The organism is Streptomyces sp. WZ-12, assembly GCF_028898845.1.
GTDB lineage: Bacteria > Actinomycetota > Actinomycetes > Streptomycetales > Streptomycetaceae > Streptomyces.
The window spans coordinates 6,363,206-6,384,623 of sequence record NZ_CP118574.1 but is presented as its reverse complement, the minus strand read 5'-3'; the positions used below and the strand labels follow the sequence as shown (position 1 = coordinate 6,384,623).

The window sequence follows — 21,418 nt, the reverse complement described above, 5'->3', positions numbered from 1 at the left end:
CCTAAGGGGTGGCCGAGCCCGTACGGGGCAGGCGTTTCGGGGCCCGACGGCCGCCCGCCGTCGGGTATCTGACGGGCCGCCCGGCAACGGCCGCACCGGTGCTCTACCGTCTCGTACGTGCCCTACTTCGACGCCGCCTCCGCCGCCCCGCTGCATCCCGTCGCCAGGGAGGCCCTGCTCGCCGCGCTCGACGAGGGGTGGGCCGACCCAGCCCGGCTGTACCGCGAGGGCCGGCGGGCCCGGCTGCTGTTGGACGCGGCGCGGGAGGCCGCCGCGGGGGCGGTCGGGTGCCGCGCCGACGAGCTGACGTTCACCCCATCGGGGACGCATGCGGTGCATTCGGGCATCTTCGGTGCGCTGGCGGCCCGTCGGCGAGTGGGGCGGCGGCTGGTGCACTCCGCCGTCGAGCACTCCTCGGTGCTGCACGCCGCCGAGGTGCACGCGGCGGACGGCGGGACGGTGACGGAGGTTGCGGTGGACCGGGCGGGCCGGGTGGCGGCCGCGGCGGTGGCCGCCGCGCTCGGCGGGGACGCCGCGCTGGTGTGCCTGCAGTCCGCCAACCACGAGGTGGGCACCGAGCAGCCGGTGGCGGAGGTGGCCGCGCACTGCCGGGCGGCCGGGGTGCCGCTGCTGGTGGACGCGGCGCAGTCGTTGGCGTGGGGACCGGTGCCGGGTCCCTGGTCGGTGCTGACGGCGAGCGCCCACAAGTGGGGCGGGCCGCCCGGGGTGGGGCTGTTGGTGGTCCGCAAGGGGACCCGGTTCGCGCCCCAGGGACCGCTGGACGAGCGGGAGTCGGGCCGTAGCCCGGGGTTCGGGAACCTGCCGGCGGTGGTGGCCGCGGCGGCGGCGCTGCGCGCCCTGCGGGCCGCCGCGGAGGGCGGGGCGGACGAGGCGGGGCGGCTGCGCGGGTTGGTGGACCGGATCCGGGCGCGGGTGCCGGAGCTGGTGCCGGACGTGGAGGTGGTCGGCGATCCGGTGCGGCGACTGCCGCACCTGGTCACCTTCTCCTGCCTCTATGTCGACGGGGAGGCGCTGCTGCACGAGTTGGACCGCGCCGGCTTCTCCGTTTCCTCCGGTTCGTCCTGTACGTCCAGCACGCTGACGCCCAGCCATGTGCTGCGCGCGATGGGGGTGCTGTCGGAGGGCAACGTCCGGGTCTCGCTGCCGTGGGGCGCTCAAGAGGCGGACGTGGAGCGGTTCCTGGCGGTGCTGCCGGAGGTGGTCCGGTCGGTGCGGGAGCGGTTCGGGGCGCCGGCGGCGGGGCCGGTGCGGCCGGCGGCGCCGGAGGCCGCACCGGGCGTCGTGGTGGACGCGCTCGGCCGGCGCTGCCCGGTGCCGGTCATCGAGTTGGCGAAGGCGATCGGTGAGGTGCCGGTCGGCGGGACGGTGACCGTGCTGTCCGATGACGCGGCGGCGCGGCAGGACATCCCGGCGTGGTGCGCGATGCGGGAGCAGGAGTACGTCGGCGAGGAGCCGACGGAGCGCGGCGTCGCGTACGTGGTGCGGCGGCGCGGTTGAGCGCGGGCCCGTCCGGGGCGGCGCGGTGTGCGCGGCTCCCGGACGGGCCCGGTGGCTTCAGAGCAGGTGCTGCTGGACCTCGCCGGCGGCCTCGTGGCCGTACGCCTTGGTGAAGCGGTCCATGAAGTGGCTGCGGTGCAGCTCGTACTCCTGGGTGCCGACGGTCTCGATGACCAGGGTGGCGAGCATGCAGCCGACCTGGGCGGCGCGCTCCAGGCCGACGCCCCAGGCGAGGCCGGCGAGGAAGCCGGCGCGGAAGGCGTCGCCGACGCCGGTGGGGTCGGCCTTCTCCTTCTCCTCGGGGACGCCGACCACGAGGTCCGGCTGGCCGACCCGCTCGATGCGGACGCCGTTGGAGCCGAGGGTGGTGACGCGGGTGCCGACCTTGGTGAGGATCTCCTCGGCGGTCCAGCCGGTCTTGGACTCGATCAGCCCGGCCTCGTACTCGTTGTTGAAGAGGTAGGTGGCGCCCTCCATGAGGGTGCGGATGTTCTCGCCGTCCATCCGCGCGATCTGCTGGGAGAAGTCGGCGGCGAACGGGATTCCGCGGGTGCGGCACTCCTCGGTGTGCCGGATCATCGCCTCCGGGTCGTCCGCGCCGATCAGCACGAGGTCCAGGCCGCCGACCCGCTCGGCGACGGTCTGCAGCTCGATCAGCCGGGCCTCGCTCATGGCGCCGGTGTAGAAGGAGCCGATCTGGTTGTGGTCGGCGTCGGTGGTGCAGACGAAGCGGGCGGTGTGCAGGACCTCGGAGATGCGCACCGAGCGGGTGTCGACGCCGTGCCGGTCGAGCCAGGCGCGGTACTCCTCGAAGTCGTTGCCGGCGGCGCCGACCAGGATCGGCCGGATGCCGAGCTGGCCCATGCCGAAACAGATGTTGGGCGCGACCCCGCCGCGGCGGACGTCGAGCTGGTCGACGAGGAAGGAGAGGGAGACCGTATGCAACTGATCGGCGACCAACTGGTCGGCGAAGCGGCCGGGGAAGGTCATCAGGTGGTCGGTGGCGATGGAGCCGGAGACTGCGATACGCACGGCGGGTCTGCTCCTGCGGAGGGCGTGGGGTTGGCGGACGGAGGGCAACGCTACCGGGCGGGGCCGTTGGCGACTGCCGGTTCCCGGTCATCCGGGCAGCAAGAAAACACCTCATAATAGGGCGACTCACAGGCGCGGAGGGCGGGCGCCTCGCGTCGGGCGGCCCGGCCCGTGAGGGCCGTCACAGGCACCGTGGGGCGAACGGCGGTCGGCGTGCGGGGAACCGCATGCGCCCCCGCTCCGTCCCATCGGCGTCCACCCGCTGGGTGGCACGTCAGATGACCGGCGGAGCTTAAAGGAGCGAAGCGGTGAGTACCGAGGACACCCCCCAGAGCCAGGACACCCCGCAGGCCCCCCGTCCGGCCCGGCGCGGCCGGCGCACTCCCCTGGTCGTCGCGTCGGTCGCCGGCGCGGTGCTGGTGGCCGGGGGCGGCGCGTACTGGGCCTCGTCCGCGTCCGGAAGCGCGGGGGCGGGCGCGGCCAAGGGCGCCCCGCCGCCGCTGGTGCTGGACTCCGCGTCGATCGCGGTCGGTGAGCCCGGGCCGCAGCACGACCGGTACCGGGTGACGGGGCAACTGCCGGACGGGCCACGGTCCGCGCCCGTCTACCGGCCCGCGGGCGACGTGGGCCAGCCGGCGGTGGAACGGCTGGCGAAGGCGTTGGATGTGTCCGGATCGGTGCGGTCGGACGGCGCCTGGTGGCAGGTCGGCGGGCCGGGTCCGGACGGGCGGGGCAGCACGCTGCGGGTCGCCAAGTCCGGCGCGGGGAGCTGGACGTTCAGCCGGTACGGCGGCGGGAACGACACCAAGTGCCCGCTGACGGACGGGGGGTCGGGCTGCCCGTCGTACCGCGGGGGCACGGACGGCGGGGGCGGGGACGCCGGCGGCGGGCCGGTGTCCGAGGCGAAGGCGCGGGAGGCGGTCCGCCCGGTGCTGGCCGCGGTCGACCAGTCGGACGCCCGGCTGGACGCGGGCCAGACGTACTCCGCGGTGCGGGTGGTGACCGCGGACCCGGTGGTCGGCGGGCTGCCGACGTACGGCTGGCAGAGCCGGCTCCAGGTCGGCTCCGACGGGCAACTGGTGGGCGGCAGCGGCGAGTTGGCGAGCCCGGTCAAGGGCGCGGAGTACCCCGTCCGGGACGCCCGGACCACGCTGGGCACGCTCAACGGCGGCGACCGGACGATGCGGCCGCTGGCCAACTGCCCGTCGGTGCCCACCTTCCAGCACAAGGACGCCAAGGCCGCGCAGGGCGGGATCGCGCCGTGCGAGCCGGCCCCGAACGGGAAGCAGCCGACCCCCGAGGTGACCGGTGCGGTCTTCGGGCTGGCCGCGCGGTTCTCGCAGGGCGGGGAGGTGTTGGTGCCGTCCTGGCTCTACACGGTGCGCACGCCGGGCGCCACGGGCGGGTCGGCGAGCACCTCGACGGTGGCCGGGACCGCGGTGGACCCGGCGTACCTGCGCGGCAGCGGGCCGGCGTCGCCGCGGCCGTCCACGCCCGGGGCGATGTCGATGGCGCTGTCCGGCTACGCGGTGGCCGACGGCGGCCGGACGCTGACCGTCCACTTCTGGGGCGGGGTGTGCAGCACCTACGAGGCGCGCGTGACGGAGTCGTCCGACGCGGTGCGGGTCTCGGTCACCGGTAAGGAGAAGCGGCCCGGGCAGATCTGCGTGAAGATCGCCAAGGACTTCACCAAGACCGTGACGCTGCACGCGCCGCTGGACGGCCGGAAGGTCGTGGACGGGACGTCCGGCAAGGCGGTCCCGCTGCACTGAGCACTCCCCCGCACACGACGGAGGCGGCGCCCCCATCGGGAGCGCCGCCTTCGCACGTCGTGGCCCGTGGGCCCGGCCCGCCCTAGCTGAAGGAGTCGCCGCAGGCGCAGGAGCCGGTGGCGTTCGGGTTGTCGATCGTGAAGCCCTGCTTCTCGATCGTGTCGACGAAGTCGATGGAGGCGCCGCCCAGGTAGGGAGCGCTCATCCGGTCGGTGACGACCTTGACGCCGTCGAAGTCCTTGACGACGTCACCGTCGAGCGAACGCTCGTCGAAGAAGAGCTGGTAGCGCAGGCCGGAGCAGCCGCCGGGCTGAACCGCCACCCGCAGCGCGAGATCTTCCCGGCCCTCCTGCTCCAGCAGGCTCTTGACCTTCGACGCGGCCGCGTCGGACAGGATGATGCCGTCGGTGACGGTGGTCTCGTCCTGAACGCTCATCTACATCTCTCCCGGGTTGTACGGACCGCTTGCCATCGGTTGCGAACAACTCCAACCGGCGGCGTCCCGGATTAATTCCGGCTGCGCGTGATCTGTCCTTCTCTTCTTCTCATGCTCGCACACCGGCGGTGGGACGCCGGTGTGCCTTCCTGCACACGGCCGCCCGCGGGGCCCGGCGGTTGATGCGTCACATCGACACTATGGCCATCGTCAAAGTGACGTGAAGCGGCTATGATAGATAGCGTCAAATAGACGAAAAGGCGGAGCCGCAGCGCATCCCGCCGTCCCCGCAGAGACCGTCCGCAAGGACTTTCCGCAGAGAAGAGAGGGTGCGTGTCGTGACCACCGCCCAGCCCCTGGACGTCCAGCCGACCCCGCTGGCGCTGCTCCTGCTCGGCCGCGAGGCCGACCCGAGGAGCGAGCGCGGCGTGGAGTGCCCCGGCGATCTGCCGGCCCCCTCCGACCCGGACCTGGTCGAACGCGCCCGCGCCGCCAAGGCCAAGCTGGGCGAGAAGGCCTTCGTCCTCGGGCACCACTACCAGCGCGACGAGGTCATCGAGTTCGCGGACGTCACCGGCGACTCCTTCAAGCTGGCGCGGGACGCCGCGGCCCGGCCGGACGCCGAGTACATCGTCTTCTGCGGTGTGCACTTCATGGCCGAGTCGGCCGACATCCTCACCGGCGACGACCAGCAGGTGATCCTCCCCGACCTGGCGGCGGGCTGCTCGATGGCCGACATGGCCACCGCCGAGCAGGTCGCCGAGTGCTGGGACGTGCTGACGGAAGCCGGGGTCGCCGGGACGACGGTCCCGGTCTCGTACATGAACTCGTCCGCCGACATCAAGGCGTTCACGGGCAGGCACGGCGGCACCATCTGCACCTCGTCCAACGCCAAGCGGGCGCTGGAGTGGGCGTTCGCGGAAGGGGCGGCGCGAAGCGCCTCGATCGAGGGCGGTGGGGGGCCACGGGTGGGCGAGAAGGTGCTCTTCCTGCCCGACCAGCATCTGGGGCGCAACACCGCCGTGCGGGACCTGGGCATGTCCCTGGACGACTGCGTGGTCTACAACCCGCACAAGCCGAACGGCGGGCTGACCGCGGACGAGCTGCGCGGCGCGAAGATGATCCTGTGGCGCGGCCACTGCTCGGTGCACGGCCGCTTCTCGCTGGAGTCGGTCGAGGACGTCCGCGCCCGGATACCCGGCGTCAACGTGCTGGTCCACCCGGAGTGCAAGCACGAGGTCGTGGCGGCGGCGGACCACGTCGGGTCGACGGAGTACATCATCAAGGCGCTGGAGGCGGCGCCGGCCGGCTCGAAGTGGGCGATCGGCACCGAGTTGAACCTCGTCCGCCGCCTGGCCAACCGCTTCGCGGCCGAGGACAAGGAGATCGTCTTCCTCGACAAGACGGTCTGCTTCTGCTCGACGATGAACCGCATCGACCTGCCGCACCTGGTGTGGACACTGGAGTCGCTGGCCGACGGCAAGGTCGTCAACCGCATCCAAGTCGACGCGGAGACCGAGCACTTCGCCAAGCTGGCGCTGGAGCGGATGCTGGCGCTGCCGTAGCGGCGACGGGAACGGCGCGGGCGGGGCGGCCCCTTGGTGGGGCCGCCCCGCCCGTTGTCCGCCGCCCGTCACCCGGAGCCCGGACTCCCGACCAAGGGCCGGGCCGACTCCCCCCTGTGTCACGGACATGACACTCAATAGGGAACCCTCGCCGTGAGAGACCCCGTGACCAGCAGAAACAAGACTCCGCACCCCTTCCTCTTTTCCGGCACGGCGCGGGAACCTCGGGACCACGGGAACCAGGGAAACCATCGGGCCCGGCAAGGCCCAGGGGTCGAGGAGGCAGAGGGACCGTGAGCAGCACCGAGGACGACCGTGCGGCGCGCCAGGCGGGGAGCGCCGCGGGCGACTGGTACGTGGACGACCGCTGCACCAACTGCGATGTGGCGCGGCAGCTCGCGCCGGGGCTGATCGGGGAGGTCGACGGCCGGTCCGAGGTGGTCCGGCAGCCGCGCGGGGCCGAGGAGGAACGGCGGTTGCACGCCGCGGCGTTCGCCTGCCCGACGCGTTCGGTGCGGCGGCGGGACGGGCGGGTGGCGGCCGAGTGGGACCCGTTCCCGCTGCGGCTGGACGACGCGGTCAGCTACTGCGGGCACACCTCGCGGCACACCGCCGGCGCCAACGCCTATCTGCTGCTGCGGCCGGACGGCTCCCAACTGATGGTCGACACCCCGCGGTTCGCCGAGCCGCTGGCCGCGCGGTTCGAGGCGGCCGGGGCGGTGACCGACGTGCTGCTCACCCACCGGGACCACGCCGCGCACGGCCGCCGCTACGCCGACCGGTTCGGGGCCCGGCTGTGGATCCACGAGGGGGATCTGGACGCGGCGCCGGACGCGGACCGGGTGCTGCGCGGCACCGACCCGGTGGAGATCGTCGAGGGGGTGGTGGCCCATCCCCTGCCCGGGCACACGGTGGGCAGCGTGCTCTACGTCGCGGACGAGCGGTACTGCTTCAGCGGCGACAGCTTCTACTGGTCGCGGGCCACCGGGGACATCGAGGTGGCCGAGAGCGTCACCTGGTACTCCATCACGGAGTTGGCGGCGTCGCTGGCCCGGACCGTGGACCGGTTGCGCTTCTCCTGGCTGCTGCCCGGGCACGGGGACCGCAAGCGGCTGCCGGCGGCGGAAATGGGGCGGCGGATGCGGGAGTTGGCCGCCCGGACCCGGGAACTGCGGCCGCGGGCGGTGGACTTCACGGCGGTGCGGTGGTGACCGGGGGCCGGGCGGCCCCGTGACGCGAAGAGCCCCCGCGGCCGCTGGTGCGCGGCGGCGGGGGCTCCCCCTGTGGCCCTTTTCGGTCAGGCCGTTCCTCCAGGGCATCCGGAGCGGACGGGCGTCACACCCCGGCCGGCTCCGGCGTCCGGTCGGCGTCCGCGGGGGCCGCGGGGCCGCCGTCCTGCCCGGCCCGCTTGGCCGCCTTCTTCTTCGCCCGGCGCTCCTTGCGGAGCTCGATGATCGCGTAGAGCGTCGGGACGAGGAGGAGGGTGAGCAGGGTGGAGGTGATCAGACCGCCGATCACGACCACGGCCAGCGGCTGGGAGATGAAGCCGCCGTCTCCGGTGATCGACAGCGCCATCGGCAGCAGCGCCATGATCGTGGCCAGCGCGGTCATCAGGATCGGGCGGAGCCGGTGCCGGCCGCCCTCGATGACCGCCTCGACGACGCCGTAGCCCTTGGCGCGGTACTGGTTGATCAGGTCGATCAGCACGATGGCGTTGGTGACCACGATGCCGATCAGCATCAGCATGCCGATCATGGCCGGGACGCCCATCGGGGTGCCGGTGGCCACCAGCAGGCCGAGCGCGCCGGTCGCCGCGAAGGGGATGGAGATCAGCAGGATCAGCGGCTGGACGATGGACCGGAAGGTGCCCACCAGCAGCAGGAAGACGATCGCGATGGCCGCCAGCATGGCCAGGCCCAGCTTGCCGAACGCGTCGGTCTGGTCCTGGGAGACGCCGCCGACGGTGGCGGTGGCGCCGGCCGGCAGCTTCAGCGAGGTGATCTCGCTCTGCAGCTTGGCGGAGACCGCGCCGGTGTTGTCGCCGGTCGGCTTGGCGGTCACGGTCGCCGAGCGGGCACCGTCGATCCGGGTCATCTGGACCGGCCCGGGCACCGTCTTGACGGTGGCCAGGTCGCCGAGGCGGGCCATCCCGGACGGGGTCGGCAGCGGCAGGTCCTTCAACTGGGCCTCGGTGGTGGCCGGGTGGGCCGACCTGATCACCACGTCGCGCTCGGTGTCGTCCAGCACGGCCTTGCCGCTGGGGGTGCCGGAGACCGCCTGGGCGACGGCCGCGCCGAGCGTGGCCTGGCTGTAACCGGCCGCGGCGGCCTTGTCGTTGGGCGTCACGGAGATCCGCGGCACGCTCTGCGCCAGGTCGCTCTGGACGTCGGTGACGTGGTCCAGGCCGGCGACGGCCTTGCGGACCTGCTCGCTGGCCTGCTTCAGCACGCCGGCGTCGGCGGCCTTGACCACCACGCTGAGGTTCTGGTTGCCGAAGCCGCCGCCGCCCGCGGTGACGGAGGTGTCGCCGGCGGCCGGGCCCAGCTTGGCCAGCGCGGCGTGCAGGTCCTTGGTGACCTTGTCGGAGTCGGCGGAGCCCTTGAGCTTGACCTGGTAGCTGGCCTGGTTGGCGCTGGAGCCGCCGCCGAAGGCCGCCATCATCCCGGAGGAGCCGACGGTGACCTGGTAGTCCTGCACGTCCTTGTTGGCCGCGAGCACCTTCTCGACCCGCTTGGCCTGCGCGTCGGCCGCGCTCAGGCTGGTGCCGGGCTTGAGCTCCTGCTTGATGCTGAGGGTGTCCTGCTTGCCCTGGTCGAAGAAGGTGGTCTTCAGCAGCGGCGCCATGCCGAAGGTGCCGAGGAGGATCACCACGGCGATCAGCAGGCTGATGCCGCGACGGCGGGTGGCGAAGCGCAACACCGGGACGTAGAGCCGCTGCAGGGCGCTGCGGGACTCCTTCTCCTCGGCCTTGCGGCGCAGTTCCTCGGGGTCGGTGCCGGCGGGTATCTGCGGGGCGCGCAGGAACCAGTACGACAGCACCGGCACCACGGTCAGCGACACCAGCAGGGAGGAGAGGAGCGCCACCGTGACGGTGATGGAGAAGGAGCCGAAGAGGGCGCCGACCATCCCGCCGACCACGCCGATCGGGAGGAAGACCGCGACCGTGGTCAGCGTCGAGGAGGTGATCGCGCCGGAGACCTCCTTGACGCCCTTGAGGATGGCCTCGCGGCGCTCCTCGCCGTAGCCCAGGTGCCGCTTGATGTTCTCCAGGACGACGATCGAGTCGTCCACGACCCGGCCGATGGCGATGGTCAGGCCGCCCAGGGTGAGCATGTTCAGCGACAGGTCACCGGTCCACAGCACGATCAGGGTGATGACCACGGACAGCGGGATGGAGACCGCGGTGACCAGCGTCGAGCGCAGGCTCAGCAGGAAGACCAGGATCACGATCACGGCCATGACCAGGCCGAGCAGTCCCTCGGTGGTCAGCGACTCGATGGACTTGGAGACCTGCGGCCCCTGGTCGGAGGCGATGGTGACGCGGGAGCCGGCGCCCAGGTCCTTGTGGATGGCGTCCAGCTTGCCCTTGACGGCGTCGGAGATGGCGACCGCGCTGCCGTCCTGGTTCATCGTCACGCTGACCGAGAGGCTGGGCTTGCCGTCGGTGCGGGTGAGGGAGGTCGGGGTGGCCGAGGTCTCCTTGACGGTGGCCACGTCGCCGAGCCGGACCGCCTTGCCGCCCTGGCCGCCGCCCGTCCCGCCGGCCGCGGGGGTGACCATCAGGTCCTTGATCTGCCCGACCGAGGTGAAGCCGGCGCCGACCTGCACGGTCTTGCTGCTGCCGTCCTCGGAGAAGGCACCGGCCGGCACCGCCGTGCCACCGGCCTGCAGCGCCTGGCCGAGCGCGGCGGAACTCAGGCCGGCCGCGGCCAACTTGGCGTCGTCCGGGGTGACCGCGACGATCCGGTCCTGCACCCCGCTGACGTTGACCTGGCCGACGCCGTCGATGTTCTTCAGGTCCGGGACGACGGTGCGGTTGAGCTGGTCGGCGAGGGTCTGCTGGTCCTTCGTCGTGGAGGAGACGGCGAGGACGACGGTGGGCAGGTCGTCCGTGCCGCCGGAGACCACCTGCGGGTCCACGTCCTTGGGCAGCTTCGCCCGGGCCCGGTTGACGGCCTGCTGGACGTCGGCGACCAGGGTCTTGGAATCGTTGCCGTAGTCGAACTCCGCCATCACGACGCCCGAGCCCTCGCTCGACGTCGAGGTGACGCTCTTGATGCCGTTGACGGCCTGGAGGCCGTTCTCCAGCGGCTCGACGACCTGCTTCTCGACGACATCGGGCGAGGCGCCCTGGTACGGGGCGACCACCGAGACCATCGGCAGGTCGATGGAGGGCAGGAGCTGCTGCTTGAGCTGCGGGATCGCGATGGCGCCGAAGGCGATCGCGACGATCGACATCAGCGCTATCAGGCCCCGTTGTACGAGGCTGATTCGGGACAGCCAGGACATGGGTGCGGGTCTCTCTTCTGTTCAGAAAAGCGGGTATCGGGGGCGGGGAACGCCGGCGGAGCCGCGTTCGGGCCCGACGGAGGGCCGAAACCGGCCCACCTACACCCTCCGTCACGGCCGGGCCGGTTTCCCTCGCTCGCAGGTCGGTTTCCGGCCGCCCCCCGTACCGCGTCCGTAGTACGGGCCCCTCCACCCGCCCTGCACCCCTGGGCGTACGGGCGCCCGCTCCGGTCTCAGTGCGCCCGCGGGCGGACCAGCCCCGACTCGTAGGCGATGACGACGAGTTGGGCCCGGTCGCGGGCGCCCAGCTTGGCCATCGCGCGGTTGACGTGGGTCTTGACGGTGAGCGGGCTGACGTCGAGCTGCTCGGCGATCTCGTCGTTGGAGAGCCCGCCGGCGACCAGCACCAGCACCTCGCGCTCCCGGCCGGTGAGCGTGGCCAGCCGCTCGGTCTTCGGGCCGCCGGCCCCGTCGCCGCCGGTCCCCTCGCCCTGCGCGAGGAACTTGGCGATCAGGCCCTTGGTCGCGGCCGGCGACAGCAGCGCCTCCCCGCCGGCCGCGATCCGGATCGCGTGCAGCAGTTCGTCCGGCTCGGCGCCCTTGCCCAGGAAGCCGCTGGCGCCGGCCCGCAGCGACGCCACGACGTAGTCGTCGACCTCGAAGGTGGTCAGGATGACCACCTTCACGCCGGTCAGCTCCGGGTCCTGGCCGATCATGCGGGTGGCGGCCAGGCCGTCGGTGCCCGGCATCCGGATGTCCATCAGGACCACGTCCGGGCGCTCGGCGCGGGCCAGTTCGTACGCCTGCGCCCCGTCGGACGCCTCGCCCACCACCCGCATGTCCGGCTCGGAGTCGACCAGGATCCTGAACGCGCTGCGCAACAGCGTCTGGTCGTCGGCCAACAGCACCTTGATGGTCATCCAGCCGCCCTCGCCCTCATGTCGTCCCCGCGGTGCGCGCGCCGCCCAACGGCAGCGTGACCCGCACCTGGAAGCCGCCGGCCGCGCGGGGCCCGGTGGCGACCGTGCCGCCCAGCGCCTGCACCCGCTCGCGCATCCCGATCAGACCATGGCCGCCGCCGGGCTCGGTCACGGCCCCCTCCTCGGAGCCGTGACGCCCGCCCGCCGCGGCACCGGAACCGTCGTCGAGGACGGTCACGGTCAGCGCGCCGTCGGTGTGCGCGATCCGCACCGTGGCGCGGGCGCCGTCGCCGGCGTGCTTGCGGACGTTGGTGAGCGCCTCCTGGACGATCCGGTAGGCGGTCAGGTCCACCGAGGCGGGCAGCGCCGGCCCGGGCCCGGGCGGCAGCTCCAGGGCGACCGGCAGGCCGGCCCGGACGAACCCCTCGACGAGCTGGTCCAGGACGCCGAGGCCGGGCGCCGGTTCGGTGGGCGCCGTCGGGTCGTCGGACTGCCGCAACAGGCCGACTGTGGCGCGCAGTTCGTCCAGCGCCGACCGGGACACCTCCCGGACGTGCGCCAGGGCCTGCTTGGCCTGATCGGGCCGGTTGTCCATGACGTGCGAGGCGACCCCGGCCTGGACGTTGACCAGGGCGATGTGGTGGGCGACCACGTCGTGCAGCTCGCGGGCGATGCGCAGCCGCTCCTCGGCGACCCGGCGGCGGGCCTCCTCCTCGCGGGTGCGCTCGGCGCGTTCGGCGCGCTCGCGGATGGCGTCGACGTAGGCCCGGCGGCTGCGGACCGCGTCGCCGGCGGCCGCGGCCATCCCGGTCCAGGCGAAGATCGCGAGGTTCTCCTGGGCGTACCAGGCGCGGTGGCCGAAGAACATCGCGGCGGCGGTCAGCACGACGCAGGTGAGGGCGCCGATCCGCCAGGTGGTGGGGCGGTCGGTGCGGGAGGCGACGGTGAACAGGGCGATCACCGCGGCGCCGGCGACCGGGGCGCGCGGGTCGTTGGACTGGGCGACCAGTTCGACGATGGTCAGCGCGCCGGTCACGGCCAGCACCGCGCGGGGCAGTCGGCGGCGCAGCACCAGCGCGCCGCAGGCGAGGGCGGCCAACACCACGGTGGTGGCGGTGAGTTCGCGGGCGCCGAACCGGGGCAGGTGGGCGCCGTGCGGGCCGTGCGGCCCGGCCACCGCGCCGCACAGGATCGCCACGAACGCCACCGCGGCCACGACGGCGTCGAAGGTGAGCGGATGCGTCAGGTTCCACTGGCGGAGCCGGGCGACCCGGGTCGCGTCCGGGACGGCGTCGCGGCGCGCGGGGCAGGGGCTCGGGACGGTCACATCAGGAAACGGTAGCGCCCCGGTCCCACGCGGGGGCCGGGGCGCTGCCGTAGTGCGCTGGGTGTGCGGTGTACCGGCCGGTCAGCCGGGGATCAGGCCGTCGTCGCTGAGCATCTCCCGGACCTCGGCCAGGCTGGCGTCCGGGCCGGGGAGGATCAGTTCGGAGGGTTCCAGGGCGTCGTCCGGCAGCGGGGAGCCCAGGCGACGGACCGAGTCCAGCAGGGCCCCGAGGGTGCGCCGGAATCCGGCTTCGTCACCGCTCTCCATCTCGGCGAGCAGTTCGTCGTCCAGCTTGTTGAGCTCGATGAAGTGGGCATCGTCCAGCTTCACCTGCCCCTCCCCCATGATCCGTACGATCACGACGGTCTCCCTTGGTTCCGGTCGGGCGGGGTCGACGGCGGCGGACCGTCTCCTTTAACGGGGCGGCCCGCCGCCGTCGGTCACTGCTTGTCGAGACGCGGGTGCTGCTGCTGCGGGGCCTGCTGGGCGGCACCGCCCTGGCCGCCCTCGATGGCCTGCTGCTGGGCGGAGGGCCCGGCCAGCTCGGCCTTCATCCGCTGCAGCTCCAGCTCGACGTCGCTGCCGCCGGAGAGCCGGTCCAGCTCGGCGGTGATGTCGTCCTTGGCCATGCCGGACGGGTCGTCCAGCGCGCCGGAGGCCATCAGCTCGTCGATGGCACCGGCCCGGGCCTGGAGCTGCGCGGTCCGGTCCTCGGCGCGCTGGATCGCCAGGCCGACGTCGCCCATCTCCTCGGAGATGCCGGAGAACGCCTCGCCGATCCGGGTCTGCGCCTGGGCGGCCGTGTACGTGGCCTTGATCGTCTCCTTCTTCGTGCGGAAGGCGTCGACCTTGGCCTGGAGCCGCTGCGCGGCGAGCGTGAGCTTCTCCTCCTCGCCCTGGAGCGTCTGGTGCTGCGTCTCCAGGTCGGTGACCTGCTGCTGCAGCGCGCTGCGCCGGGTCAGCGCCTCGCGGGCCAGGTCCTCGCGGCCGAGCGCCAGCGCCTTGCGGCCCTGGTCCTCCAGCTTGGCGGACTGGCCCTGGAGCTGGTTGAGCTGCAGCTCCAGGCGCTTGCGGGAGGTCGCCACGTCGGCGACGCCGCGGCGTACCTTCTGCAGCAGTTCGAGCTGCTTCTGGTACGAGTAGTCGAGGGTCTCGCGCGGGTCTTCAGCCCGGTCAAGGGCCTTGTTGGCCTTCGCGCGGAAGATCATCCCCATCCGCTTCATGACACCATCGCTCATGGGCCTCGCGCGCCCCCTTCTGACCCGACTTTCATCGGGCTTAGGCTCCAGCACATCTACAGACCCCACAGTACGGGCCTTGCTTCCATTACCGCACTGTTCGGGCCCGGATGCGCTCCTCCTCCAGGACGATCAGGGCGCCCGGCTTCTCCAGCCCAGGGAGTAGGGCGGCCCCAAGGCGCCGCCGTACTGCCCGGTCTGTCCGCATGTGCCCGCGCGCGGGGCGGTCGCCGCCCGGTGTCGGGGGCGCCTCCCCGCAGTAGCTGAGACAGAGCGTTCCCGGTCGGCCCCTGGCTCATTCCCGGCGAGCACGTACTCTTGGGTGTTGTGTTCCGAAGCCGTTCGAAGGATGAGCAGGCCGCGGCCTCCAAGGTGACCGCGTCCGAGCCCCAGCAGCCCCGCGATCCGCAGGCCCCCAAGGGTCGCCCGACGCCCAAGCGCAGCGCCGCCCAGTCGCAGCGTCGCACGCGCGCGCAGACACCGACCAACCGCAAGGACGCCACCAAGGCGCAGCGGGAGGCCCGCCGCGCCGACATGGCCCGCCAGCGGGAGGCGCTGGCCAACGGCGACGAGCGCTATCTGCCGGTGCGCGACAAGGGTCCGGTGCGCCGTTTCGCCCGCGACTACGTCGACTCCCGGTGGTGCGCGGCGGAGTTCTTCCTGCCCGTTGCCGTGATCATCCTGGTGCTGACGATGATCCGGGTGCCGCAGATCCAGTCGCTGGCGCTGCTGCTGTGGCTGGTGATCATCGTGCTGATCGTCGTGGACTCCGCGGTGATCTGGTTCAAGCTGGGCAAGCGGCTCGAAGAGCGCTTCCCCAAGGAGAACGCCAAGGGCGCCCGCGCCTACGCCGTGATGCGCACGCTCCAGATGCGCCGGCTGCGGCTGCCCAAGCCGCAGGTCAAGCGCGGCCAGCGGCCCTGACCCCGTAGGCAGCACCCTCTAGGCAGCGGACACGGGGGCCGGCGCGCGCCGGCCCCCACTCCCGCTCACTCCTCGTCAGCGTGCAGGCTCATCGGCCCCGGGTAGATCTCGCTGCCGTCCTCGAAGAGCCGGACCTGGTCGACGCCGCCGTCGAGGAGGTTGCGCCACTGCTCCCCGATCCAGGACTCGGCGTCCCCCTGGGTCGTGAACTCCTCCGGTTCCACGGTGGGCACCGCCTCCGAACCGTCCGTCTTCTCGAACCGCCACGTCCACGCCATGTGCGCCTCCTGGAGTCCCACCGGGTCCGCCGATCCCCGGCGCGGGCCGGACACCCCGCCCCACGCCGTGCCTGGTGATCGTGGATCCCCACTTGATCGGAAGCCTAACGGCCCTGTCGAGAGGGACTCCGTACTCCCCGGCCGCCCAACGGCGGTGTCCGGTGGGCGCCCCGCGCGCTCGCGCCGTCCGAACACGAGAGACTTACGCGCGTGGACCTGACTCTCCTCGGCACCGGGGCCCCGCAGGGGCTGCCGCGCCCCGACTGCCCGTGCGCCGCCTGCGCGACCGCCGTCGGCGACGAGGCCCGGGCGGCGACCGCCCTGCTCGTCGACGGCGCGCTGCTGCTCGACCTGACGCCGGGGCCGGCGTTCGCGGCCGCCCGGGCGGGCCGGTCGCTGGGCGGGGTGCGTCAGGTGCTGCTCTCGCATCCGCACGACGGGCCGGCGCTGGAGGTGCCGGCGGGGCTGCCGCAGCCGGGCCGGGTCGCCGACGGGCGGGCGCTGGCGCTGCTGGGCGGGCACCGGGTGCGGGCGGTCGCGGTGGACGTCCCCGGCACCGGCTACGAGGTCACCGGCGGCGCCGGCGAGCGGCTGCTGTACCTGCCGCCGGGCGCGGCCCCGGCCGGGCTGGGCGAGGCCAACGGCGCCGCGGGCGGCCCGACTTCGGCGGCGGGCCGCCCGGGACCGTACGACCTGGTGCTGCTGGACGTGCTGGCGCGGCCGGAGGCGTTGGCCCGGCTGCGGGCGAGCGGCGCGGTGGACGCGGCGACCGACGTGGTCGCGGTGCACCTCGACCACGCGGTGCCGCCCGGGCCCGAACTCCACCGCCGGCTGGCCGCGTTGGGCGCCCGCGCGGTGCCGGACGGCACGTCCCTGGTGGTCGGCGAGTACCACGCGGTGCCCGATCTGCCGCGCCGGACGCTGGTGTTGGGCGGGGCGCGCAGCGGGAAGTCGGTGGAGGCCGAGCGGCGGCTGCTGGCGTTCCCCGAGGTGGTGTACGTGGCCACCGGCGGCACGCGACAGGGCGACGAGGACTGGGCGCAGCGGGTGGCACTGCACCGCGAGCGGCGCCCGGCGGGCTGGCGGACCGCCGAAACCTGCGATCTGGTACCGCTGCTGGCCGAGCCCCAGACCGCGCCGCCGCTGCTGATCGACTGCCTGGCGCTGTGGCTGACGCACGCCATGGACGAGGTCGGGGCGTGGGACGACGCGACCTGGGAGGCGGGCGGCCGGCGGGCGCTGCGGGAGCGCTGCGAGGCGCTGGTGGCGGCCGTGCGCGGGGCCCGGCGGCGGGTGGTGGCGGTGAGCAACGAGGTCGGTTCTGGCGTCGTCCCGGCGACCCCGGCGGGGCGCCGCTTCCGGGACGAACTGGGCCGGCTGAACGCGGCGTTCGGCGCCGAGTGCGAGCAGGTGCTGCTGGTGGTCGCGGGCCAGGCGCTTGCGCTGCGCGGCTGACGGCGGCCCGGCGCGGCCCGTGTCCGCTTGCCCTGGGGCGCGCCGAGCGGTCCGCTGGAGCCGTGACCGAACCTCTCCGGTATGACGGACCCGCCCCTCTCGTCGGCGCCGTCGGGCCGTCCTCGCTTCCGCCCGCCCCCTTCTCCCCCGCCGGCCCGTCCGCCGTGGCCGCCCCGGGCCGCGCCCCCGCCCGCCCCGGTGAGCTGAGCGCCACCGCCGAGGCGGCCGTCCGCGGCTATCTGCGGCACCGCCCGGACGCCACCGTGGTCGCGCTCGGCGAGGGGCTCGGCACCGGCTTCGGGCGGCTCGACAACGGGCGGCTGACCTGGCTGTCGGTGCTGCCGACGGCGGACGCCGCGGCCCGTCGGATGGTGCTGCCGGACGGGCCGCGGCGGCGCACCGTCGCCCGTACCGGGCCCGGCGCGGACTGGCCCGCCCTGGTGGGCCCGGTGGAGCGCGGGGTCGTCGTGGCGGTGTCGGGGGCGCCCGCGGGCACGCTCCGGGAGTTGCTGGGGGTGTGCGCGGCGCACTTCCCGGGCGGGGCGTTGGTGGTGGACGCGCTGCCCTGGTGGGCCGCGGCGCTGGCGCTGCCGGCCCGGCTCCACCCGGGCGTCGCCGCGGTGCGCACCCGGCCGCTGGCCGCGGGCGGGCGGTCCGGGCCGCGGCCGGTGGTCTGCGCGGTGCGGTTCGCGGCACGGGGCGCCCGGTGACGGACCGTCGGCGGAGCGCGGCGCGCACCGGCGGCGGCTGCGGCGCCGTCCCTGCCGCGCGCCGCGCCGGCGCGCCGATGCCGGTAATCTGCGCCCAATGAGCGCCCTGAACCTCGATGACTTCGCCCACCTGATCGAGCGCCCCGACGGCGATGTGCGCCGGGCCGCCGAGGAGCGGCGGTCCCGGACGGCCGTGCCGCCCGGCGCCCTTGGCCGGTTGGACGAGCTCGGCGGGTGGCTGGCCGCCGTCCAACAGCGGGTGCCGGTCCGGCCGATCGAGCAGCCGCGGGTGCTGCTGTTCGCCGGCGACCACGGCGTCGCGCAGCTCGGCGTCTCGGCCCGGCCGGCGGGCGGCACCAAGGACCTGGTGCGGGCCGTCCTGGACGGGGCGAGCCCGATCGCGGTGCTGGCGCGCAGCGCCGGGGTGCCGGTGCGCGTGGTGGACATGGCGGTGGACTGCGACCCGGAGGAGCTGCCGGCGGAGGTCACCCGGTACCGCGTCCGGCGCGGCTCGGGGCGGATCGACATCGAGGACGCGCTGACCGCCGACGAGGCCGAGGCCGCGTTCCGGGCCGGCATGGCGCTCGCCGACGAGGAGGCGGACGCCGGCACCGACCTGGTCGTCCTGGGCGACCTGAGCGTGGGCGGCACCACCGCCGCGGGCACCCTGATCGCCGCGCTGTGCGGCACGGACGCCTCGGTCGTCACCGGGCGGGGCGGCCACCCGATCGACGACCTGGCCTGGATGCGCAAGTGCGCGGCGATCCGGGACGCGCTGCGGCGGGCCCGGCCGGTCCTGGGCGACCAGTTGGAGCTGCTGGCGACCGTCGGCGGCGCGGACCTGACCGCGCTCACCGGCTTCCTGCTCCAGAGCGCGGTGCGCCGCACCCCGGTGATCCTGGACGGCGTGGTCTCCGCGGCGTGCGCGCTGGTGGCGCAGCGGGCCGCGTTCCGGGCGCCGGACTGGTGGGTGGCCGGCCAGGCGAGCGGCGAGCCGGCACAGGCCAAGGCGCTGGACCGGATCGCGCTCAACCCTCTGCTCGATCACGGCGTCACAGCGGGTGAGGGGACCGGGGCGCTGCTGGCCCTCCCGCTGGTGCGGGCGGCGGCGGCCCTGGCGGCGGAGCTTCCGGTACGCGACTGATCCGCCTACCGCGCCCGCGCGCCGCCCGGCCGCGACCGCACCGACGGTCCGGCGACGGCTCCCCGTAAGATCGCGTTTTGCACGTTTTATCGGGAGACATCGCTTTGAGTCCGGAGGAAGACCGCCCCCACGGCCGGTGGGCGCGGCGCGGTGCCGCATTCGGCATCTGGTACCTGCGCGCCGTCACGTTCATCAATGTCCTCGGGGCGGTGTGGGTGTCGTTCGGCAACGACATCCGGCGGCACAACGCCGCGGACTTCTTCACGCCGTACCTGCTCACCGCCGGCTTCGCCTCGGGCGCCTTCTCGCTGTTCCTGGCGGTGACGCTGCGCCGGCGGAAGCGGGCGGCGTGGATCTTGAACCTGGTGCTGTCCGGGGCGTTCCTGCTGTTGGTGTCCGTGGTGATGGCGCTCTTCCCGGAGTTCCGGGCGCACCCGCAGAACTGGGTGTCGCTGGCGCTGACGCTGCTGTTCACCGCGGCGCTGGTGGCCGGCCGCAGGGAGTTCTACGCCAAGGGCGACCGGGCCAACCCCAAGCTGGCGGCGCTGACCGCGGCCGGCGGCCTGCTGGTCACCTCGGTGCTGGCGGCCCTCCTGGTGACGGCCACCAACCAGGCGTCCGGCACCTCGACGTTCATCGAGCGCTGGCGGTACGGCCTGCTGCGGCTGGTGTCGCTGGCCGCCGGCGACCGCGCCTTCCCCGGGATCACCACCCCGAACTGGGTCAACGGCACCATCAACGTGCTGAGCGCGGCGCTGTTGGTGGCCGTGTTGTGGGCGGCGTTCCGGTCCGTGCGCAGCACCGACCCGATCACCGCCGACGACGAGGAGCGGCTGCGCGGGCTGTTGGCCCGGCACGGCGACCGGGACTCGCTGGGCTACTTCGCGCTGCGCCGGGACAAGAGCGCGGTGTTCTCCCCCAGCGGGAAGGCGGCGGTGACGTACCGGGTGGTCGGCGGGGTGTCGCTGGCGTCGGCCGATCCGCTGGGTGACCCGGAGGCGTGGCCGGGGGCGATCGAGCGCTGGCTGGCCGAGGCCCGGGAGCACGGCTGGGCGCCCGCGGTGATGGGCGCGAGCGAGGAGGGCGGCACGATCTACGCCCGGCACGGGCTGGACGCGCTGGAGTTGGGCGACGAGGCGATCGTGGAGACCGCCGAGTTCACGCTCGCCGGCCGGGCCATGCGCACCGTGCGGCAGGCGTACCACCGCATCGAGCGGGCCGGCTACACGGTCCGCATCCGGCGGCACGAGGACATCCCCGTCGACGAGATGGCGCGCCTGGTGCGCCTGGCCGACGACTGGCGCGACGGGGACACCGAGCGGGGCTTCTCGATGGCGCTGGGGCGGCTGGGCGACCCGGCGGACGGCCGCTGCGTGATGCTCGAATGCCGGGACGCGGACGGGGAGTTGCGGGCGCTGCTGAGCTTCGTGCCGTGGGGCGCGAAGGGGCTGTCGCTGGACCTGATGCGGCGGGACCGGGAGTCCGACAACGGGCTCATGGAGTTCATGGTGCTGGAGCTGATCCAGCGCGCGGACGAGGTGGGGATCACTCAGCTCTCGCTGAACTTCGCGATGTTCCGCTCCGTCTTCGAACGGGGGTCGCGGCTCGGCGCGGGTCCGGTGCTGCGCCTGTGGCGCTCGCTGCTCGGCTTCTTCTCCCGCTGGTGGCAGATCGAGTCGCTCTACCGCGCCAACGCCAAGTACCGGCCGGTCTGGGAGCCCCGGTACATGCTCTTCGAGAAGAGCACCGACGTGCTGCGGATCGGTATCGCCGCGGCCCGCGCCGAGGGTTTCCTCGAAGCGCCAGGTCTGCCGAAGTGGCTGAACCGCAAGCATTTGGAGAACGTGAGATGAATCGGGCCCGGGCGGCGCGGCGGGGAGTTGCCGCGCTGCGCCGCACCGCGCGCGCCGAATGGGGACCGCTCCTGGCGAAGGTGTGGTCGACGCTGGCGGTGCGAAGACTCCGGGCGATCCCGCTGACCTTGGGAGCGGTCTTCCTGACGCTGGCCTTCCACGTCGTCCAGAACCAGTCCTGGGGCCTGCACGCGGTGCAGAACATCGGCTCGGTGCAGGCATACGAGCACCTGTGGTTGGCGCTGCTGCGGACCCCGCTGTCGCTGTTCGTCCCGGCGCTGGACCTGCCGGTGTGGGGCGCGCTGGCACAGGTCCTGGTGGTCTTCGGGATCGCCGAGATCTGCCTGGGCCGCTGGCAGACGCTGCTGATCGCCTACGCGGCCACGCTCGCCGGGACGACGTACGCGCGACTCGGCCTGTGGATCGGCCCGGACAGTCCGATCGGGCTGCCGGACGCCGACAAGTTCGTGGTCGACACCGGCCCGTCGGCGGCGGTGGTCGGCCTGGCGGTGGTCGTCTGCTGGCGCTACCGGGCCCGCCTCACCTGCGTCGGGGTGGTCGTCGCGATGCTCGTCGAGGTGGCGTTCATCAAGAACAACCTGGCCGGCAAGGAGCATGTCGCCGCGGTGGCCGTGGCGTTGGCGATCTGCCTGGCCTGGGACTGGTGGCGGCCGCGCAAGCCGTACGACGTGCAGTTCGCGCGCGGCGGGTGAACGGCTCGGCACGGCCGGCGCTCG

18 protein-coding genes are annotated in these 21,418 nt (G+C 73.7%); 10 read left to right on the top strand and 8 right to left on the bottom strand.

Translation table 11 applies throughout. From position 1 onward, the window contains the following. The first annotated feature begins 117 nt into the window (after positions 1–117). Complete coding sequence (locus PV796_RS27585) at positions 118–1,518, top strand: cysteine desulfurase/sulfurtransferase TusA family protein (RefSeq protein WP_274916090.1); 1,401 nt, start codon at positions 118–120, stop codon at positions 1,516–1,518. 57 nt (positions 1,519–1,575) lie between these two features. On the opposite strand, the gene PV796_RS27580 is transcribed toward PV796_RS27585, so the two are convergent. Beyond that, positions 1,576–2,550, bottom strand: a complete 975-nt coding sequence (locus PV796_RS27580) for a carbohydrate kinase family protein (protein WP_274916089.1) — start codon at positions 2,548–2,550, stop codon at positions 1,576–1,578. Between the two features lie 308 nt (positions 2,551–2,858). Between PV796_RS27580 and PV796_RS27575 the strand changes: the two genes are divergently transcribed. Further along, the gene (locus PV796_RS27575) at positions 2,859–4,322 is read left to right on the top strand and encodes a hypothetical protein (RefSeq protein ID WP_274916088.1); all 1,464 of its coding nucleotides are present in this window, start codon (positions 2,859–2,861) and stop codon (positions 4,320–4,322) included. A gap of 82 nt (positions 4,323–4,404) precedes the next feature. On the opposite strand, the gene erpA is transcribed toward PV796_RS27575, so the two are convergent. Further along, complete coding sequence (gene erpA / locus PV796_RS27570; protein ID WP_274916087.1) at positions 4,405–4,758, bottom strand: iron-sulfur cluster insertion protein ErpA; 354 nt, start codon at positions 4,756–4,758, stop codon at positions 4,405–4,407. A gap of 329 nt (positions 4,759–5,087) precedes the next feature. Here erpA and nadA point away from each other — a divergent pair, with 329 nt between their 5' ends. Both nadA and PV796_RS27560 read left to right on the top strand, forming a co-directional pair. Then, the gene (gene nadA, locus PV796_RS27565) at positions 5,088–6,323 is read left to right on the top strand and encodes a quinolinate synthase NadA (protein ID WP_274916086.1); all 1,236 of its coding nucleotides are present in this window, start codon (positions 5,088–5,090) and stop codon (positions 6,321–6,323) included. A 293-nt stretch (positions 6,324–6,616) separates the two neighbouring features. After that, positions 6,617–7,534: an MBL fold metallo-hydrolase gene (locus PV796_RS27560; protein ID WP_274916085.1), complete on the top strand. Its 918-nt coding sequence runs from the start codon at positions 6,617–6,619 to the stop codon at positions 7,532–7,534. 124 nt (positions 7,535–7,658) lie between these two features. Here PV796_RS27560 and PV796_RS27555 read toward each other — a convergent pair whose 3' ends face one another. From PV796_RS27555 to PV796_RS27535, 5 genes are all read right to left on the bottom strand, one after another. Continuing rightward, positions 7,659–10,832: an efflux RND transporter permease subunit gene (locus PV796_RS27555; protein WP_274916084.1), complete on the bottom strand. Its 3,174-nt coding sequence runs from the start codon at positions 10,830–10,832 to the stop codon at positions 7,659–7,661. Between the two features lie 233 nt (positions 10,833–11,065). Next, positions 11,066–11,752 carry a response regulator gene (locus PV796_RS27550; protein WP_274916083.1) on the bottom strand — a complete coding sequence of 229 codons (687 nt, stop codon included), beginning with the start codon at positions 11,750–11,752 and terminating at the stop codon, positions 11,066–11,068. 16 nt (positions 11,753–11,768) lie between these two features. Then, entirely contained in the window at positions 11,769–13,079 is a 1,311-nt protein-coding gene (locus PV796_RS27545) for a sensor histidine kinase (protein ID WP_274916082.1), read from the bottom strand. An 81-nt stretch (positions 13,080–13,160) separates the two neighbouring features. Continuing rightward, on the bottom strand, positions 13,161–13,439 hold the full coding sequence (gene pspAA, locus PV796_RS27540; protein WP_274916081.1) for a PspA-associated protein PspAA: 279 nt from the start codon (positions 13,437–13,439) through the stop codon (positions 13,161–13,163). 80 nt (positions 13,440–13,519) lie between these two features. Continuing rightward, positions 13,520–14,302, bottom strand: coding sequence for a PspA/IM30 family protein (locus PV796_RS27535; RefSeq protein WP_274919269.1), 783 nt, complete (start codon positions 14,300–14,302; stop codon positions 13,520–13,522). 342 nt (positions 14,303–14,644) lie between these two features. Here PV796_RS27535 and PV796_RS27530 point away from each other — a divergent pair, with 342 nt between their 5' ends. Next, positions 14,645–15,241 (top strand): DUF3043 domain-containing protein, encoded by a 597-nt coding sequence (locus PV796_RS27530; RefSeq protein ID WP_274916080.1) that lies wholly within the window; start codon positions 14,645–14,647, stop codon positions 15,239–15,241. Positions 15,242–15,306: 65 nt separating this feature from the next. Here the strand turns inward: PV796_RS27530 and PV796_RS27525 are convergent, their stop codons facing one another. Beyond that, positions 15,307–15,519: a hypothetical protein gene (locus PV796_RS27525; RefSeq protein WP_274916079.1), complete on the bottom strand. Its 213-nt coding sequence runs from the start codon at positions 15,517–15,519 to the stop codon at positions 15,307–15,309. Positions 15,520–15,729: 210 nt separating this feature from the next. Between PV796_RS27525 and PV796_RS27520 the strand changes: the two genes are divergently transcribed. From PV796_RS27520 to PV796_RS27500, 5 genes are all read left to right on the top strand, one after another. Then, a complete protein-coding gene (locus PV796_RS27520) occupies positions 15,730–16,974 on the top strand; it encodes a bifunctional adenosylcobinamide kinase/adenosylcobinamide-phosphate guanylyltransferase (RefSeq protein WP_274916078.1) in 1,245 nt (414 codons plus the stop codon). 62 nt (positions 16,975–17,036) lie between these two features. Continuing rightward, positions 17,037–17,684 (top strand): class I SAM-dependent methyltransferase, encoded by a 648-nt coding sequence (locus PV796_RS27515; RefSeq protein WP_274916077.1) that lies wholly within the window; start codon positions 17,037–17,039, stop codon positions 17,682–17,684. A 97-nt stretch (positions 17,685–17,781) separates the two neighbouring features. After that, complete coding sequence (gene cobT, locus PV796_RS27510) at positions 17,782–18,828, top strand: nicotinate-nucleotide--dimethylbenzimidazole phosphoribosyltransferase (RefSeq protein WP_274916076.1); 1,047 nt, start codon at positions 17,782–17,784, stop codon at positions 18,826–18,828. 104 nt (positions 18,829–18,932) lie between these two features. After that, positions 18,933–20,681, top strand: a complete 1,749-nt coding sequence (locus tag PV796_RS27505; RefSeq protein WP_274916075.1) for a phosphatidylglycerol lysyltransferase domain-containing protein — start codon at positions 18,933–18,935, stop codon at positions 20,679–20,681. After that, positions 20,678–21,394 carry a hypothetical protein gene (locus PV796_RS27500; protein ID WP_274916074.1) on the top strand — a complete coding sequence of 239 codons (717 nt, stop codon included), beginning with the start codon at positions 20,678–20,680 and terminating at the stop codon, positions 21,392–21,394. The genes PV796_RS27505 and PV796_RS27500 overlap by 4 nt, the downstream gene beginning before the upstream one ends. Positions 21,395–21,418: the final 24 nt, after the last annotated feature.

What these genes read in the sequence shown, in the direction of transcription:
- erpA (WP_274916087.1), bottom strand. Translation starts at nt 4,758, where the DNA reads ATGAGCGTTCAGGACGAGACCACCGTCACCGACGGCATCATCCTGTCC.
- PV796_RS27555 (WP_274916084.1), bottom strand. Translation starts at nt 10,832, where the DNA reads ATGTCCTGGCTGTCCCGAATCAGCCTCGTACAACGGGGCCTGATAGCG.
- PV796_RS27550 (WP_274916083.1), bottom strand. Translation starts at nt 11,752, where the DNA reads ATGACCATCAAGGTGCTGTTGGCCGACGACCAGACGCTGTTGCGCAGC.
- PV796_RS27535 (WP_274919269.1), bottom strand. Translation starts at nt 14,302, where the DNA reads ATGAAGCGGATGGGGATGATCTTCCGCGCGAAGGCCAACAAGGCCCTT.
- PV796_RS27525 (WP_274916079.1), bottom strand. Translation starts at nt 15,519, where the DNA reads ATGGCGTGGACGTGGCGGTTCGAGAAGACGGACGGTTCGGAGGCGGTG.
- cobT (WP_274916076.1), top strand. Translation starts at nt 17,782, where the DNA reads ATGAGCGCCCTGAACCTCGATGACTTCGCCCACCTGATCGAGCGCCCC.
- PV796_RS27500 (WP_274916074.1), top strand. Translation starts at nt 20,678, where the DNA reads ATGAATCGGGCCCGGGCGGCGCGGCGGGGAGTTGCCGCGCTGCGCCGC.